Consider the following 13829-nt stretch of genomic DNA (forward strand, 5'->3'; position numbering starts at 1 on the left):
TGCGAGTACCGAATGTGAGCATAAGCTCGCATTCTAATCAGGTCATCCCCATACACAAGGAACGACCATGACACCTGAAACCCTCGACTTCGAACCCACTCTCACCGCCTTCATGTTGGTCAAGACCGCTCCCGAATGGCTAGCGTTGCCCATCAATCGCCGTTTCGAACTGCTCGGTGAATACATCACCCCACTGCTGCGCAAGTATGCCGACAGCGTCAGGCTGCGCTTCTACGATGTGGAGTTCTATGCAGCCCACGTGACCGACATCTGGCTGTGGGAGGCACGCGATCACCAGGTCTATCAACTGCTGGTAGAAGAATTGCGCGAGACACCGTTCTGGGATCGCTATTTCACCATCGTCGACATCTTGGTCGGTGTGGAGAACGCCTATGCCCGCAACTATGGTCGGGTACCGGTGACTGCACTGAGTTGAGCCTGTCTCTTCCACCGGAAACGACGCAAGGAGAGTGCTGCGCGTCTGGCTGACGGCAAACCGGATCCCGTCGGCACTCGGTTGCGTCGATGAGACCAGGCCTCTTGGGCGACCTGGCGCAGCTCTACCACGGCTCCACACCAAAGCCCGTCGGTAAGCGACGCTAACCAGGCTGTCCAGACGTCACGGAGTTCTGTGGACAGGGTCAGCGGCCTATCGTGTTTTCCAGGCGCTCGCCTCTTGTCGAGGAGAGTCCTGAACACGGGAGTTAACCGTCATGAACCGAGCGGAACGTCTGGGCTGGGCCGCCACCCTGTCCTTGGTCGCCCTCTTCGATACCCCTGGCAAGGCCGGAGCCAGCGAGTCCGCTACCGAGCGCAATCGGCAGCTCATCGAACGGGCCTTCGCCGATTGGACGAGAGGGCACGGCCGCTTTTTCGACGATGTCCTCTCGCCCGAGGTGGTCTGGACCATCCAGGGCAGCGGCCCCGCCGCGAGGGTTTATCACGGCCGCCAGGACTTCCTGCAACAGGCGGTGCAACCATTCGCGCAACGCCTGGAAGCGCCCCTGGTGCCCCGCGTACAGGCCATCTGGGCGCAGGGCGATACGGTAGTGGTGCGTTGGAACGGCACGGCCACCACCCTTGATGGCGCGCCCTATCGCAACGAATACGTCTGGATCTTCGAGGTGCACGAGGGCCGGGCGACCCGGGTCGAGGCCTTTCTCGATTTGCGTCCTTATCAGGACGTCATCGACCGTATCCCGCTAGGTATCGCTCCCTGAAGGCCTTTGCCAACTCAATCCCGCCGCCAGCGCCAAGGCGCCGGCAATCGCCAGGGACGTCAGCGCAAAGGCGAAGCGAACCGTCGCGGCAGGGGCGCCGTCGGGGGCGAGTAGGAAGAACAGGCCACCCAGGAGCGCGACCGACAGGGCAGCGCTGATCTGCAAGGTGGCATTCATCAAGCCGGCCGCGAGACCGGCCAAGCTCGGTGCCACCTGGTCCGCGTTCAACCTGACCAGGGCGGGCAGCGCGATGCCCTGCCCCAGGCCGATCAAGAGCAGCGGAACGGGTAGCCAGGCGGGTGAGCCCGCCAGGGCGGCTACCAGCACCAACCCCGTGACCTCCAGGGCCATGCCCAGGGAGGCGGTGCGGGTGCCCAGGCGCTGGGCGATGCGTGGACTGCACAGGGGACCGCACAGAAACCCGACTCCCAAGGGCAGAATCGCCCAACCCGCCGCCAAGGCGCCGTGGCCCAGCCCCGCCTGCTGGTAGACGGCGAAGATGAGGAAGAAAGAGGCAAGGGCGTAGAACAGGAAGGTCGCCAGCAGGCTGCGGCGCAGTCTGGCTGCCGCGAGCAGGGAGGGCAGCACCAAGGGCATTTCACCCGCCCCTTCCTTGCGCTGCTCGTAGCGCCAGAACAGCCACAGCAACACCCCACTCAAGAGCAACAGGGGTACGGACCACCAGGGCCACTCGAGTCGCGGCGCCTCGACGAGGGGGACGACCAGCGCCAATAGCCCTGCGGCGAGCAAGCAGGCGCCGATGACGTCCAGCCGCGCTCCCTGATTCGCCCGACTCTCGCGCAGCCAGGCCAAGGCGGCAGGCAAGGCGCAGAGGATGATGGGAAGGTTGATGAGAAAGATGCTGCGCCAGCCGAGGCCGAAGGGACTGGCTTCGATCAGCACGCCACCCAACACCTGGCCGCTGACCGAGGCGAGGCCGAAGGTGGCGCCATAAAGGCCGAGCGCCCGATTCTTCTCCTCCGCCGGGAAGGTGGCATGGATCAAGGCCAGGGACTGGGGCGCCATGATGGCGGCGGCTATGCCCTGCAGCAGCCGCCCGGCGATGAGGGCCTCGGGCGAGGGTGCCAGTCCGCACAGCGCCGAGGCCAGGCCGAAGCCCACCATGCCGCCTAGATAAACGCGCTTGCGACCGTAGAGATCGCCTAGCCGCCCACCCAGGATCAGGGTGACCGCATAGGCGGTCGCATAGACCGACACCACCAGTTGGGCGAGATCCGAAGACGCCTGGAAGTCGCTACGGATCACCGGCAGTGCCACATTGACGATGAAGAAGTCGAGCGGCGGCAGCAGCGTGCCGAGCAACAACACCCCCAGGGCGAACCAGCGGCGGCTGTCGGGTTGTGCCCTGGTACCGTCCGCTGCTCGCGGGTGGGCGACACCCGCCTCTAGGCCCTTGCAGGCGCCCGTTACCATAGCTGCCCTCTCTCGCAATCTGCTCATAGCTGATCACCCATGCAGAGCCAGTTCCAACCTCACTGGCAAGGGTCCGACGGACCGGGATTGACGTGAGCCCTCATGGTCTCCCCTACGTTATTGTTTGGGGACTGCCCTTCCTGCATATTGAATGTTCATTTTTGAACGAGAGTTCGCCATGGAATGGGGTGATGTGCGGATCTTCCTGGCGGTTGCCCGCGGCGGGTCCTATGGCTCGGCGGCGCGGGCGCTGGACATCAGCCACCCGACAGTGGGTCGAAGGATCAAGGTGCTCGAGGAAGAAGCCGGGCAGGCGCTGTTCCGCCGCACCAGTGACGGTCTGATCCTCACCAATTCAGGCGATGCGGTCTTCGCCCTGGCCGAGTCCATGGAAGCCTCGGCCCTGGCCATGGAGCGGCGCCTGGCCGGTAACCATGAACGCCTGGAGGGACTCTTGCGGATTTCCTCGGCGGATTGGTTTGCCGGCTACGTCCTGGCGCCGGTCCTGGCCGAGCTGAGCCGTCGGCACCCCGCCGTGGTGCCCGAGGTGATCGCCAGCTATCGCCTGCTGGATCTCTCCCGGCGCGATGCGGACGTGGCCTTTCGCCTGGTGCCCTTCAGCGAACCGGATATCGTGCAGCGGCGTTTCCTGACCCTGCCCTATGGGCTCTATGGCTCGGCCGCCACCGCGCTGGCCGTGCAGGAAGACCCGGCTTCGGTCGGCCTGATCCTGATGAACACCGCGCAAGCGCACTTCCCCGATGTCGCCTGGCTGATCGAGCGGCTACCGGAGTCACGACGCGCTTTCACCAGCACCAGTCGGACGGTCCAGGCGCAGCTGTGCCGGCGCGGCCTGGGGGTCGCCGTCCTGCCCCGCCCGGTCGGCGATGCGACGGCAGGACTGCAGCTGATCGAGACCTTCGGCCCGCCGCCGTCGCGGGAGATCTGGGTGGGCTACCACCAGGATCTGCGTCTCATGGATCGGCTGCGCGCGCTGCTGGATATCGCGGAGGAGTTGCTGGGCCCCGCAGGCGAAGCCTGAGCTCCTGTCACCGGGGCGACAGGAGCAGGCGGGAGGCAATCAGGCGCCGAAGGCCCCATCGATGGTATGCATGGCGCCCGTGACGAAGCCGGCCTCGGGTCCGGCCAGCCAGGCCACCATGCCGGCCACCTCCTCGACGCGGCCGTGGCGCTTGATCGCCAGGAAGCTGTGCATCATGTCCTTCATCGGCCCCTCCGCGGGATTCATGTCGGTATCTATGGGCCCCGGCTGCACCACGTTGACGGTGATGCCGCGCGGCCCGAAATCCCGCGCCAGGCCGCGGGCCAGTCCCTGCAGCGCGGATTTGCTCACGGCGTAGGCGGCCAGGCCGGGAACCGGCATGCGGTCGCCATTCACCGAGCCGATCACGATGATGCGGCCACCGGCCGGCATCTGCCGCGCGGCCTCCACCGCGGCGTGATAGGGCGCGTGCACATTGATGCGCAGCAGCCGGTCGACGGCGTCCGGGTCCTGCTCCAGCGCATCGCCGAAGAGGGCGACGCCGGAATTCACCACCAGCACATCCAGCGGGCCGCTGTCGCGCACCCGGGCGATGATCGCGTCGCGGTCGGCGCTGTCGGTCGCCTGGGCGGTGCTACCGGTTTCGGCGACTAGCGCCTGGGCGGCCTCCTGGGAACTGGAATAGGTGAAGATCACCCGGGCCCCCTCGGCGGCGAAGCGCCGCACGATGGCCGCGCCTATCCCGCGGCTGCCACCCAGAACCAGTACCGACTTGCCTGCAAAATTCGCCATGACCCTACCTCCTGATTAATGTAGCGAGTGTTACAATAAACCTCACACGCCACCTGTCAAAGTATTTTTGTAATGAACGCTACAAATAAATCCGCACCCCGTGGCCGTCCGCGCCGTTTCGATCCGGACCAGGCCGTCGCCCGCGCGCAGCGTCTGTTCCATGCACAGGGCTACGACGGGGTGAGCGTCGCCGACCTCACCCAGGCCCTCGGCATCAATCCACCCAGTTTCTATGCGGCCTTCGGCAGCAAGGCCGAGCTGTATCGGAAGGTGCTCGAACGCTACGCTCTGACCGACGCCCTGCCCCTGCGGCAGATCCTGGCCGCCGACCGGCCGCTGGCCATGGCGCTGGTGCAGCTACTGGAAGAGGCGGCGCGCCGCTACGCGGCCGATCCGGTCGCGGCGGGTTGTCTGGTGCTGGAGGGTATGCATTGCGACGATCCCCAGGCGCGCGCGGCGGCCAATGTCTATCACCTGGCGGCCCAGGAGCTCATCCGCAGCAGCATCGCCGCGCGCTATCCAGAACAGGCGCAGCTGGTGGCCGATTTCGTCGCCACCACTATGGCCGGCCTCTCCGCCAGCGCCCGGCACGGCCAGAGCCTGGAGCGCCTGCTGGCCAGCGCCCGCCTGGCCGGCCTGGCGGTGACCCAGACGCTGCCCGAAGACGCCTGAGCCGTCGCCGCGCCCCTACTCGCCCGCGATGAACAGCGGATTGAAGCCGCTGCGGGCATAGCGCCCTTCTTCGGCCAGGGCGAAATCCAGCGGCAGGCTAGCGAGGTCGTCGGCGAGGGGATCGGCGCCGAGATTGAAGCTCTTGCTGACCAGCTTGAGGTAGCTGTCGCAGCTGTCGCAGGTCTCGGCCTGGGCGGCCAGGGGCGTCTTGCCGGCCTGGTCCTCCAGGGCCAGGTAGCGCACCTTGGCGCTGGCGTTGCAGCAGCTGCACTTGCTGCGCTCCAGGTGCCATTCGGTGGCGCAGAGACTGCAGTGCAGATAGCGCACGTTGTCGCGATCGCGGTCGGCGTGGACGATGCTGGCCAGCGGCGGCGCCGCGCAGGTCGGGCACAGCACCCGGCTGGCATCGCCAAGGCGCTGGGGTGGTTGCGGCAGGCTCAGGGCCAGGCGTACCCAGGCGACCTGCAGGGCGGCGCCCACCAGCGGCAGCAGCGCGCGGGTCGCGGCGGCGCCGGAATCCTGGGCCAGCAGTTGTTCGGCGAGACGCTGGCGCTCGGCGGCGGGCAGCGCGGCCAGGCGATCGAGCACGGGTCGCTGGCGCTCGGCCACGCGCAGTTCCAGGTTGGCCAGCAGCGCCTCCAGATCGCCCTGCCAGTCCAGATCCCGCAGCAGGGCCTGCCCCTGCAGCGGCGGCATGCCGTGCTCCAAGGCCAGGCTGAAGGCATCCGGCGCCGGTTGCCAGCTGGGCTGGCGTTCCTGCAGGACGGCCTCCTGGGCCTGGACCAGCAGGGCCATGAAGCCGAGGAAATCGCCCAGCTCGGGGCTACGCTCGGCCAGTTCGCGCAGCCGGCGGGCGCGACGGGCGAACAGCTGGCGATCGGGCAGCACCACCGGTGGCGGATTGAGGATGCCGGTGGGCGAGGTGCCGTACTGATGCATCAGGGGGTCCCCTTGTCGGGCATGCGGTGTTCATCCAGGGGGCGCTCGCCCTGCTCGCCGCCTTCGCGGCGTTCCTGCTCGACGATCTCGTCGTACCACAGCCGGTGGTGGTGCTTGGCCCAGGCGCGGCTGACGCGGCCCTGGGTCATGGCGCGGAAGGAGCCCTTTACCCAGATCGCCGAATAGACGTGGATGATCAGGGTGACGATGGCGACGAAGGCGACATAGGCGTGCACCAGGCTGGAGAAGCGCAGCCAGCCACGCGGCAGGATGTCGGCGAAGTACGGCCGCCAGATGAAGAAGCCGCTGAGCAACAGCGCCGGCACCGACAGCAGCATCACCCAGTACACCAGCTTCTGCCCCGGATTGTTGGCGCCGATGGGCGGCGCCCGTTCATCGCGGTTGGCGAGGACGTCGCCGATGCGCCGCACCCAGGCCACGTCGTGGCGCTTGAACAGGTTGACCTTGAAGAAGCGCACCGCCATGACCACGAAGCCCAGGCTCATGGCCACCCCGATGAAGGGGTGCAGAATGCGCGTCATGGTCGGCCCGCCGAACAGCGCCGTGAGGTCGAAGAAGAACGGGTGGAAGAAGGCCAGGCCGCTCAGGGTCAGGCAGACGAAGGTTGCGGCGATGAACCAGTGGTTCAGCCGGCTGAAGGTGGTGTAGCGCAGGATGCCGCGCTTGTTGTCCGACGGCGTGGTCATGGCCGATCCTCCTCGCGTGCGGCGTGGCGCTCCGCCTCGTCCGGGGATTCCTCGGGTTCTTCCTTGGGCCCCTTGGTCAGGTAGTGGGCGATGCCGGCGATGGCGGTGACGCCCAGCAGCGCCGACATGATCGGCTTGGTCACGCCCTTCCACAGGCTGACCATGGGGCTGATCTGCGGATCGGCCGGCAGGTGGGTATAGAGTTCCGGCTTGTCGGCGTGCTGCAGCACGTACATCACATGGGTGCCACCTACCCCGGCCGGATCGTAGAGACCGGCGCCGGGAAAGCCGCGGTCATGCAACTGGCCGACACGCATCTGGGCTTGTTCGGTCATGTCTTCCTTGGTACCGAACATGATCGCCCCGGTCGGGCAGGACTTGACGCAGGCCGGCTCCAGGCCGTGGTAGACGCGGTCGGAACAGAGGGTGCACTTGTAGGCCTTCTGGTCCTTCTTGGAGATGCGCGGCACGTCGAAGGGACAACCGGAGACGCAGTAGCCGCAGCCGATGCAGTGCTCGGAATTGAAGTCGACGATGCCGTTGGCGTACTGCACGATGGCCCCCGGCGCCGGGCAGGCCTTGAGGCAGCCCGGCTCGGCGCAGTGCATGCAGTTGTCCTTGCGGATCAGCCACTCCAGGTTGCCCTTCTCGTTGACGTATTCGTCGAATCTCATCACCTGGAAGGTCTCCGGGGTGAGGTCCGGCGGATTGTTGTAGGTACCGTTGCAATGCCCGACCTCGTCGCGCAGGTCGTTCCATTCCGAACAGGCCACCTGGCAGGCCTTGCAGCCGATGCAGCGCGACACGTCGATCAGCTTGGCCACCGCCTCCACCCCGCCGATACGGGTGTGGGGCGACTCCTCGGAGGTGGCCGAGCGTGCGACGATGTTCTGGAAGTTGACTTGATCGCCTCTCATAGAACCTCCCTCAGACCTTTTCCACGTTCACCAGGAACGACTTGAATTCCGGTGTCTGGGTATTGGCGTCGCCCACGTAGGGGGTCAGGGTGTTGGTGAGGAATCCGGGGCGGGTGACGCCCTTGAAGCCCCAGTGGATGGGGATGCCGATGTGGTGCACGGTGCGCCCCTCCACCTGCAGCCCGTGCATGCGCTTGGTCACCACCGCCACCGCCTTGATGTAGCCGCGCTTGGAGCTGACCTTGACCCAGTCGCCGGCCTTGATGCCGAGCTCGGTCGCCAGGTCTTCGCCGATCTCGACGAACTTCTCCGGCTGGGCGATAGCGTTGAGCCGCGCATGGGTGGTCCAGAAGTGGAAGTGCTCGGTCAGGCGGTAGGTGGTGGCCGCATAGGGAAATTCCTCGCGGGTGCCCAGCCGGGCCCGGTCGCCCGGGAAGATCCGCGCCGCCGGGTTGTTCCTGGCGCGCGGGTTGTCCGGGTGCAGCGGGTTGTGGTCCAGCGGCGACTCGAAAGGCTCGTAGTGCTCCGGGAAAGGCCCCTCGGCCAGCAGGCTGCCGCCGAAGAAGTGCGCGACGCCCTCCTGGTTGAGGATGAAGGGCCCGGCCTTGGCCGAGGGCGGCGAGGTCCAGGGGAAGTCGGGGATGTCGGCCCCGGCCCAGCGTTCGCCGTTCCACCAGATCAGCCGCTTCTCCGGCGCCCAGGAGGTCCCGTCGGGTCGGGCGCCGGCGCGGTTGTAGAGGATGCGGCGATTGAGCGGCCAGGCCCAGGCCCAGCCCAGGGTCATGCCGATGTTGTAGGGATCGGCGTTGTCGCGCCGGTCCATGTTGTTGCCCTGGCGGTTGTAGGAGCCCGAGTAGATCCAGCAGCCGCAGGTGGTGCTGCCGTCGTCGGCAAGGAAGCCGAAGTCGTCGAGCAGTTCGCCGCGCTTGTGCGAGATGGTCCCGTTCGGCCCGGGCAGGTCGGCCAGGGCGCGACCGTTGTATTCCTGGGCGATGTCCTCGGGATTGGGCTCCTCCGGATTGCTGTAGGGCCAAGTCAGGTTGAGGATGGGATCGGGGAAGGCGCCGCCCTCGTCGCGATACATCTGCTGCAGGCGATGGAACAGCCCGGCGAGGATGGCCACGTCCGGCCGCGACTCACCCGGCGGCGGCGCGGCGCGCCAGTGCCACTGCAACCAGCGCGAACTGTTGACGATGGCGCCGTTCTCCTCGGCGAAGCAGGTGGTGGGCAGGCGGAACACCTCGGTCTGGATCTGGCTCGGGTCCACGTCGTTGAGTTCGCCGTGGTTCTGCCAGAACTCGGCGGTCTCGATGGCCAGCGGGTCCATCACCACCAGGTACTTGAGCTTGCCGAGCGCCTGGCTGACCTTGTTCTTGTCCGGGAAGGAGGCCAGCGGATTGAAGCCCTGGCAGAAGTAGCCGGTGATCTCGCCGTGGTGCATGCGCTCGAAGGTGTGCAGGACGTCGTAGAGCGGCTCGCTGAGCTTGGGCAGCCAGTCGTAGCACCAGTCGTTGTCCTTGGTCGCCGCCTCGGAGAACCAGGCCTTCATCAGGCTGACGTGGAAGCGCTCGTAGTACTTCCAGTAGGAGACCTCGCCTTCGCGCAGCGGCTGCTTGGCGCGGCGCTTGATGTAGTCGCGGTACTCCTGCTCCTCGTGGGAGGCCAGGTAGAGATAGCCCGGCAACTGGTTGGAGAGCAGGCCCAGGTCGGTCAGCCCCTGGATGTTGGAGTGGCCGCGCAGGGCGTTGACCCCACCGCCGAGCATGCCGATGTTGCCCAGCAGCAGCTGCACCATGGAGGCGGTGCGGATGATCTGGGCGCCGATGGAATGCTGGGTCCAGCCCAGGGCATAGAGGATGCTCATGGTGCGCTCGGGGCGCGCCGTCTCGGCGATCATGTCCCAGGTGGTCTGGATCTGCTCGCGCGGCATGCCGCAGACGCGCTCCACCAGCTCGAGGGTGTAGCGGCTGTAGTGCGCCTTCATCAGCTGGTAGACGCAACGCGGGTGCTGCAGCGTCGGGTCTTCCTTCACCATGCCGCGCTCGTCGAACTCGTAGCTCCAGCTGGACTTTTCATAGGCACGGCGCTTGTCCTCGCCGAAGCCGGAGAAGAGGCCGTCGTGGAAGCCGTAGTCCTCCTTCACGATGATGGCGACGTCGGTGTAGGCCTTTACGTACTCATGCTGGATCTGGTCCGTGGTGAGCAGGAAGTTGATCAGCCCGCCCAGGTAGACGATGTCGGTTCCGGTGCGGATATAGGCGTGGTAGTCCGCCACCGCCGAGGTCCGGGTGAAGCGCGGATCTATGGTGATCAGCTTGGCGTTGTTCTTTTCCTTGGCCTCCACCATCCAGCGAAAGCCCACCGGGTGCGCCTCGGCCGAGTTGCCGCCCATGGACAGGATGAGATTGGCATTGCGGATGTCGACCCAGTGATTGGTCATGGCACCGCGGCCGAACGAAGGGGCAAGACCTGCCACCGTCGGTCCGTGTCACACGCGCGCCTGGTTGTCGATCGCCAGCATGCCGAGGCTGCGGATCACCTTCTGGGTGAGATACGCCGTCTCGTTGGAACAGGCCGAGGCCGCCAGGAAGCCGGTGGTGGTCCAGTGGTTGACCAGATGGCCGTCGGCGTCATGGGTGACGAAGTTCTTGTCCCTGTCCTCCTTCATGTAGCGAGCGATGCGGTCCAGCGCCTCGTTCCAGCTGATGCGCTTCCACTCGTTGCTGCCCGGCTCGCGCACCTCGGGATGTGAGAGGCGCGATTCGCTCTTGATGAAGTCCAGCACCCCGGCGCCCTTGGGGCAGAGGGAACCGCGACTGACCGGATGATCCGGATCGCCTTCGACGTGGTAGATGTCGCTGACGGTGTTGATGCCGCCATCGCCGCGGCTGTAGAGCAGCATGCCGCAACCCACCGAACAGTAGGTGCAGGTGTTGCGCGTCACCTTGGCGGCGGCGAGCTTGTAGTAGCGGATGGACGCCAGCGCGGGTTCCGGGGCGAAGCCGAGCAAGGCCATGCTCGAGGTGGCGACCCCCGCCGTACTGAGTTTGAGAAAGTTGCGGCGCGATACCTTGATCGACATTTTTCTGGGTAACTCCAGGCACATCACGGTAGGACTTCGTCCTGGCCGGGGCCTGGCAGTTCGAGCGAAGCGTCGTCTTTCTTCGCCGAAAAATCATTCAAAATCAGTGTTTTAGCGAAGCGGCGGAGGGCTTGGCAGGGTCTGCGGCAGGGGCTGGCGGCGGCTGCGACCTTTCGTCCGATGGCCGACCCGGCTGACCGCCGCGCGCCGCTGGAGTAAGGTGACGGCCTTCATCGCATCTTCGAGAGAGTCTGTCCCATGTCGCTGGAAATCGTCGACCATCCCGCCCTGGAAGTGACCGGTCTGCTGTTCGAGCCCGGCCAGGGCGAAGACATCGCCGCCCTCTGGCGGCGCTTCGCCGACCGCGCGGGCGAGATCACCGGCCGCGAAGGCGACGCCGAATGGTACGGCCTGAGCTGGCGCCAGGCCGGCACCATGCACTATCTGGCTGCCGTGGCCACCGCGCCGGGCGCACCGCTGCCCGCCGGCATGGTGCGCCAGGAGTTGCCGGAAGGTCGCTATGCCCGCTACGTGCACCTGGGCACCGCGCCCAGCGTGGCCAAGAGCCTTGGCCGGCTGTTCGCCGAGCTGCTGCCGGCGCGCGGCCTGCAACCCCGCCCGGGCGCCTGCTTCGAGCACTACACCGAGGCCTTCACCGGGGTGGATGCCCAGGATTCGCAGATCTATATCTACGTGCCGGTCTTCTAAAGGCCACTCGCCGCCTGGCGGACAGGACGTTCGTCAGCTGCGGCTTGCCTCGCGGCATAACCCTTTCCAAGCTGGGGATATCGCCCGCAACCCCAGGTGCACGATGTCCCTGCCCGAGCTCCAGTCCTTTATCGCCCGGCACGAGCGGATCTTTCTGCTCACCGGGGCCGGTTGCAGCACCGATTCCGGCATTCCCGACTACCGCGACCGCGACGGCGCCTGGAAGCGCCCGCAACCGGTCACCCTGCAGGCCTTCGTCGGCGACGAACTCCTGCGCCGCCGCTACTGGGCACGCAGCCTGATCGGCTGGCCGCGCTTCTGCCAGGCGCGGCCCAACGCCACCCACCAGGCCCTGGCGGCCCTGGAGCGGCGCGGCCAGGTGGAGATGCTGCTGACCCAGAACGTCGATCGGCTGCACCAGGCCGCCGGCAGCGAGGCGGTGATCGACCTGCACGGTCGCCTCGACCAGATCCGCTGCCTGGGCTGCGAGCTGCGCCTGCCACGTCAGGAATTCCAGCAGTGGCTGGGCGAACTCAATGGCGACTGGCTGCAACTGGACGCGGCTACCGCGCCGGATGGCGATGCCGATCTGGAAGGCGTGGACTTCATGAGTTTCCGCGTGCCGGACTGCCCGCGCTGCTGCGCCCTGCTCAAGCCGGACGTGGTGTTCTTTGGCGAACACGTGCCCGGTGCGCGGGTGGAGCGCGCCTTCGCCCACCTCGGCCGCGCCGATGCGCTGCTGGTGGTGGGCTCGTCGCTGATGGTCTATTCCGGCTTTCGCTTCGCCCAGGCCGCGGCCCGCGCCGGCCTGCCCATCGCCGCCCTGGGCTATGGCCGCACTCGCGCGGACGACCTGCTGACGCTCAAGGTGGAAGCCTCTTGCGCCGAGGGCCTGGCCTTTCTGCTGGAGCACCCCGGGGCGGTCGCGCCGGCTCTCAGGCGGGTACTTCCTGACGCCGCGGCGCCCGGCCCAGGTGCATCAGCGGACGCTCGATCCAGCGGTAGCTGAGCATCGACAGCAGGCAGGCGAGCACCAGCACCGGTGGCAGCAGCGCCATGAAGCCGACGGTGCCCAGGACCTCGACCGAACCCAGGTTGAGCAGAGTGAAGAGGCCGTAGAGCAGCAGGCCGTGGGTGAGATAGAGGCTGTAGCTGATCTCGCCCAGTACCTTGAGGCCGCGACTGCGCAGGAGGCCGAAGAGGTCGTTGCCGGCGGCCATGGCGGCGAAGGGCAAGGCCAGCGCCAGCATCTGCTTGAGGTTGTAGTCCGGCTGGGTCATGGCATAGGCCACCAGCGCCAGCGACAGCGCGGCCACCAGGGGCGTGCGCAGGCGTGCCAGCAGCGCCGGCCGATGGACCTTGACGAACACCGGCAGGAAACCCAGCAGGAACAGCAGGCCGAAGCGGGCACCCAGCACGTGATAGTGATAGCCGGCGGCGACCAGGCCGCCCACCAGCAGCGCCGAGATCAGCAGCGGCAGGCCGAAGCCGCGGCGATTGAACAGCGCGGCGATGATCGGCAGGGCCAGGTAGAACAGCGCCTCGTAGCGCAGCGTCCAGTGGGCGCCAGCGGTCATCCAGCCGCTCTCCTCCAGGCCGTTGAGACTGAAGCCGGAAAACAGCTCCCAGCTGAGCAGTTCGAGCATGAAGTGCTGGCCGTCGGCAATGACGAAGTGGGTGCGGATCAGGGTGAAGAGCACCACCACGGCCACCACGCAGAGATACAGCGGCATCACCCGCAACACCCGCGATCTCAGCAGCTCGCCCCAGTCCGGCGTGCGGCGATAGACCTTTCCGAAGAACAGGTAGCCGGTGATCATGAAGAACAGTGAGACCGGCACCACGCCCAGGTTGTAGAGCAGGTCGCTGTCAGGCTCGCGCCACTGGCCCTCGGCCTTGAGGTGATAGGTCAGCACGAAATGCAGGCAGACCACGGCGGTGGCGAGGATGCCACGCAGGGCATCCAGCGGCGAGGAACGCGCCAGGGTTTCCTGGGTGAGCAAGGGACTGCGCCGCAGGGCGAAGGCCAGCAGCACCAGGGTGCCCAGGTAGAGCGCGATGGGGAGAGCGACGTCAGTCATATCCGTGACCTTTTCGACAGGAGCAGGCCGGCATCCGCATCCTGGCGACAGGCGCGGAGACCACAGCGAGCGAGAGAAAACGACGGCAGCCGGGCACGCTACCGCGCGGTACAGGACCGTGGGCAGAAGGACCGGAGCGGAGAGGGAAAGTGGGTAGCGGAAGGATCCGCTCACCTCAGGAAAGCCTGAGAACGCCCATCAGACAAGTCTTGTTACAGGCGTTCCATAGCGCCAGACGTTTCGTTATAGGGACTCAACCGCCCTGGCACGCGGC

General features: G+C 66.6%; 13 protein-coding genes. 6 read left to right on the top strand and 7 right to left on the bottom strand.

From position 1 onward, the window contains the following. Positions 1–67: 67 nt before the first annotated feature. A complete protein-coding gene (locus CCZ28_RS12570) occupies positions 68–436 on the top strand; it encodes a darcynin family protein (RefSeq protein WP_140218488.1) in 369 nt (122 codons plus the stop codon). A gap of 277 nt (positions 437–713) precedes the next feature. Then, positions 714–1220, top strand: coding sequence for a nuclear transport factor 2 family protein (locus tag CCZ28_RS12575; protein WP_140218490.1), 507 nt, complete (start codon positions 714–716; stop codon positions 1218–1220). Here the strand turns inward: CCZ28_RS12575 and CCZ28_RS12580 are convergent. Continuing rightward, complete coding sequence (locus tag CCZ28_RS12580; RefSeq protein ID WP_140218492.1) at positions 1203–2654, bottom strand: MFS transporter; 1452 nt, start codon at positions 2652–2654, stop codon at positions 1203–1205. The genes CCZ28_RS12575 and CCZ28_RS12580 overlap by 18 nt on opposite strands. 178 nt (positions 2655–2832) lie before the next feature. Between CCZ28_RS12580 and CCZ28_RS12585 the strand changes: the two genes are divergently transcribed. Continuing rightward, complete coding sequence (locus CCZ28_RS12585; RefSeq protein ID WP_140218494.1) at positions 2833–3696, top strand: LysR family transcriptional regulator; 864 nt, start codon at positions 2833–2835, stop codon at positions 3694–3696. Between the two features lie 39 nt (positions 3697–3735). On the opposite strand, the gene bdcA is transcribed toward CCZ28_RS12585, so the two are convergent. Then, positions 3736–4449: an SDR family oxidoreductase gene (gene bdcA / locus CCZ28_RS12590; RefSeq protein WP_140218496.1), complete on the bottom strand. Its 714-nt coding sequence runs from the start codon at positions 4447–4449 to the stop codon at positions 3736–3738. Between the two features lie 72 nt (positions 4450–4521). Here bdcA and CCZ28_RS12595 point away from each other — a divergent pair, with 72 nt between their 5' ends. Then, positions 4522–5121 (top strand): TetR/AcrR family transcriptional regulator, encoded by a 600-nt coding sequence (locus tag CCZ28_RS12595; RefSeq protein ID WP_140218498.1) that lies wholly within the window; start codon positions 4522–4524, stop codon positions 5119–5121. Positions 5122–5136: 15 nt separating this feature from the next. Here CCZ28_RS12595 and fdhE read toward each other — a convergent pair whose 3' ends face one another. From fdhE to fdnG, 4 genes are read right to left on the bottom strand one after another with little or no spacing between them, the layout of a single operon-like run. Then, positions 5137–6060: a formate dehydrogenase accessory protein FdhE gene (fdhE, locus tag CCZ28_RS12600; RefSeq protein ID WP_140218500.1), complete on the bottom strand. Its 924-nt coding sequence runs from the start codon at positions 6058–6060 to the stop codon at positions 5137–5139. Further along, complete coding sequence (locus tag CCZ28_RS12605; protein WP_140218502.1) at positions 6060–6767, bottom strand: formate dehydrogenase subunit gamma; 708 nt, start codon at positions 6765–6767, stop codon at positions 6060–6062. Before CCZ28_RS12605 ends, fdhE begins: the two co-directional genes overlap by 1 nt. Continuing rightward, entirely contained in the window at positions 6764–7684 is a 921-nt protein-coding gene (gene fdxH, locus CCZ28_RS12610) for a formate dehydrogenase subunit beta (RefSeq protein ID WP_140218504.1), read from the bottom strand. The genes CCZ28_RS12605 and fdxH overlap by 4 nt, the downstream gene beginning before the upstream one ends. A 10-nt stretch (positions 7685–7694) precedes the next feature. Continuing rightward, positions 7695–10760 (bottom strand): formate dehydrogenase-N subunit alpha, encoded by a 3066-nt coding sequence (gene fdnG / locus CCZ28_RS12615; protein ID WP_140221342.1) that lies wholly within the window; start codon positions 10758–10760, stop codon positions 7695–7697. A 264-nt stretch (positions 10761–11024) separates the two neighbouring features. Here fdnG and CCZ28_RS12620 point away from each other — a divergent pair, with 264 nt between their 5' ends. Further along, positions 11025–11474: a GyrI-like domain-containing protein gene (locus tag CCZ28_RS12620; protein ID WP_042137586.1), complete on the top strand. Its 450-nt coding sequence runs from the start codon at positions 11025–11027 to the stop codon at positions 11472–11474. Positions 11475–11577: 103 nt separating this feature from the next. Continuing rightward, a complete protein-coding gene (locus CCZ28_RS12625; RefSeq protein WP_140218506.1) occupies positions 11578–12483 on the top strand; it encodes an NAD-dependent protein deacetylase in 906 nt (301 codons plus the stop codon). On the opposite strand, the gene CCZ28_RS12630 is transcribed toward CCZ28_RS12625, so the two are convergent. Further along, positions 12410–13555, bottom strand: a complete 1146-nt coding sequence (locus tag CCZ28_RS12630; RefSeq protein WP_140218508.1) for an acyltransferase family protein — start codon at positions 13553–13555, stop codon at positions 12410–12412. The genes CCZ28_RS12625 and CCZ28_RS12630 overlap by 74 nt on opposite strands. Positions 13556–13829 lie beyond the last annotated feature (274 nt).

Source organism: Pseudomonas oryzihabitans, assembly GCF_006384975.1.
Classification (GTDB): domain Bacteria; phylum Pseudomonadota; class Gammaproteobacteria; order Pseudomonadales; family Pseudomonadaceae; genus Chryseomonas; species Chryseomonas psychrotolerans_B.

Coding starts and splice junctions, on each gene's coding strand:
- CCZ28_RS12625 (WP_140218506.1), top strand. CDS start 11,578: ATGTCCCTGCCCGAGCTCCAGTCCTTTATCGCCCGGCACGAGCGGATC.
- CCZ28_RS12580 (WP_140218492.1), bottom strand. CDS start 2,654: ATGGTAACGGGCGCCTGCAAGGGCCTAGAGGCGGGTGTCGCCCACCCG.
- CCZ28_RS12570 (WP_140218488.1), top strand. CDS start 68: ATGACACCTGAAACCCTCGACTTCGAACCCACTCTCACCGCCTTCATG.
- CCZ28_RS12585 (WP_140218494.1), top strand. CDS start 2,833: ATGGAATGGGGTGATGTGCGGATCTTCCTGGCGGTTGCCCGCGGCGGG.
- fdxH (WP_140218504.1), bottom strand. CDS start 7,684: ATGAGAGGCGATCAAGTCAACTTCCAGAACATCGTCGCACGCTCGGCC.
- CCZ28_RS12630 (WP_140218508.1), bottom strand. CDS start 13,555: ATGACTGACGTCGCTCTCCCCATCGCGCTCTACCTGGGCACCCTGGTG.
- fdhE (WP_140218500.1), bottom strand. CDS start 6,060: ATGCATCAGTACGGCACCTCGCCCACCGGCATCCTCAATCCGCCACCG.
- CCZ28_RS12575 (WP_140218490.1), top strand. CDS start 714: ATGAACCGAGCGGAACGTCTGGGCTGGGCCGCCACCCTGTCCTTGGTC.
- CCZ28_RS12620 (WP_042137586.1), top strand. CDS start 11,025: ATGTCGCTGGAAATCGTCGACCATCCCGCCCTGGAAGTGACCGGTCTG.
- CCZ28_RS12595 (WP_140218498.1), top strand. CDS start 4,522: ATGAACGCTACAAATAAATCCGCACCCCGTGGCCGTCCGCGCCGTTTC.
- bdcA (WP_140218496.1), bottom strand. CDS start 4,449: ATGGCGAATTTTGCAGGCAAGTCGGTACTGGTTCTGGGTGGCAGCCGC.
- CCZ28_RS12605 (WP_140218502.1), bottom strand. CDS start 6,767: ATGACCACGCCGTCGGACAACAAGCGCGGCATCCTGCGCTACACCACC.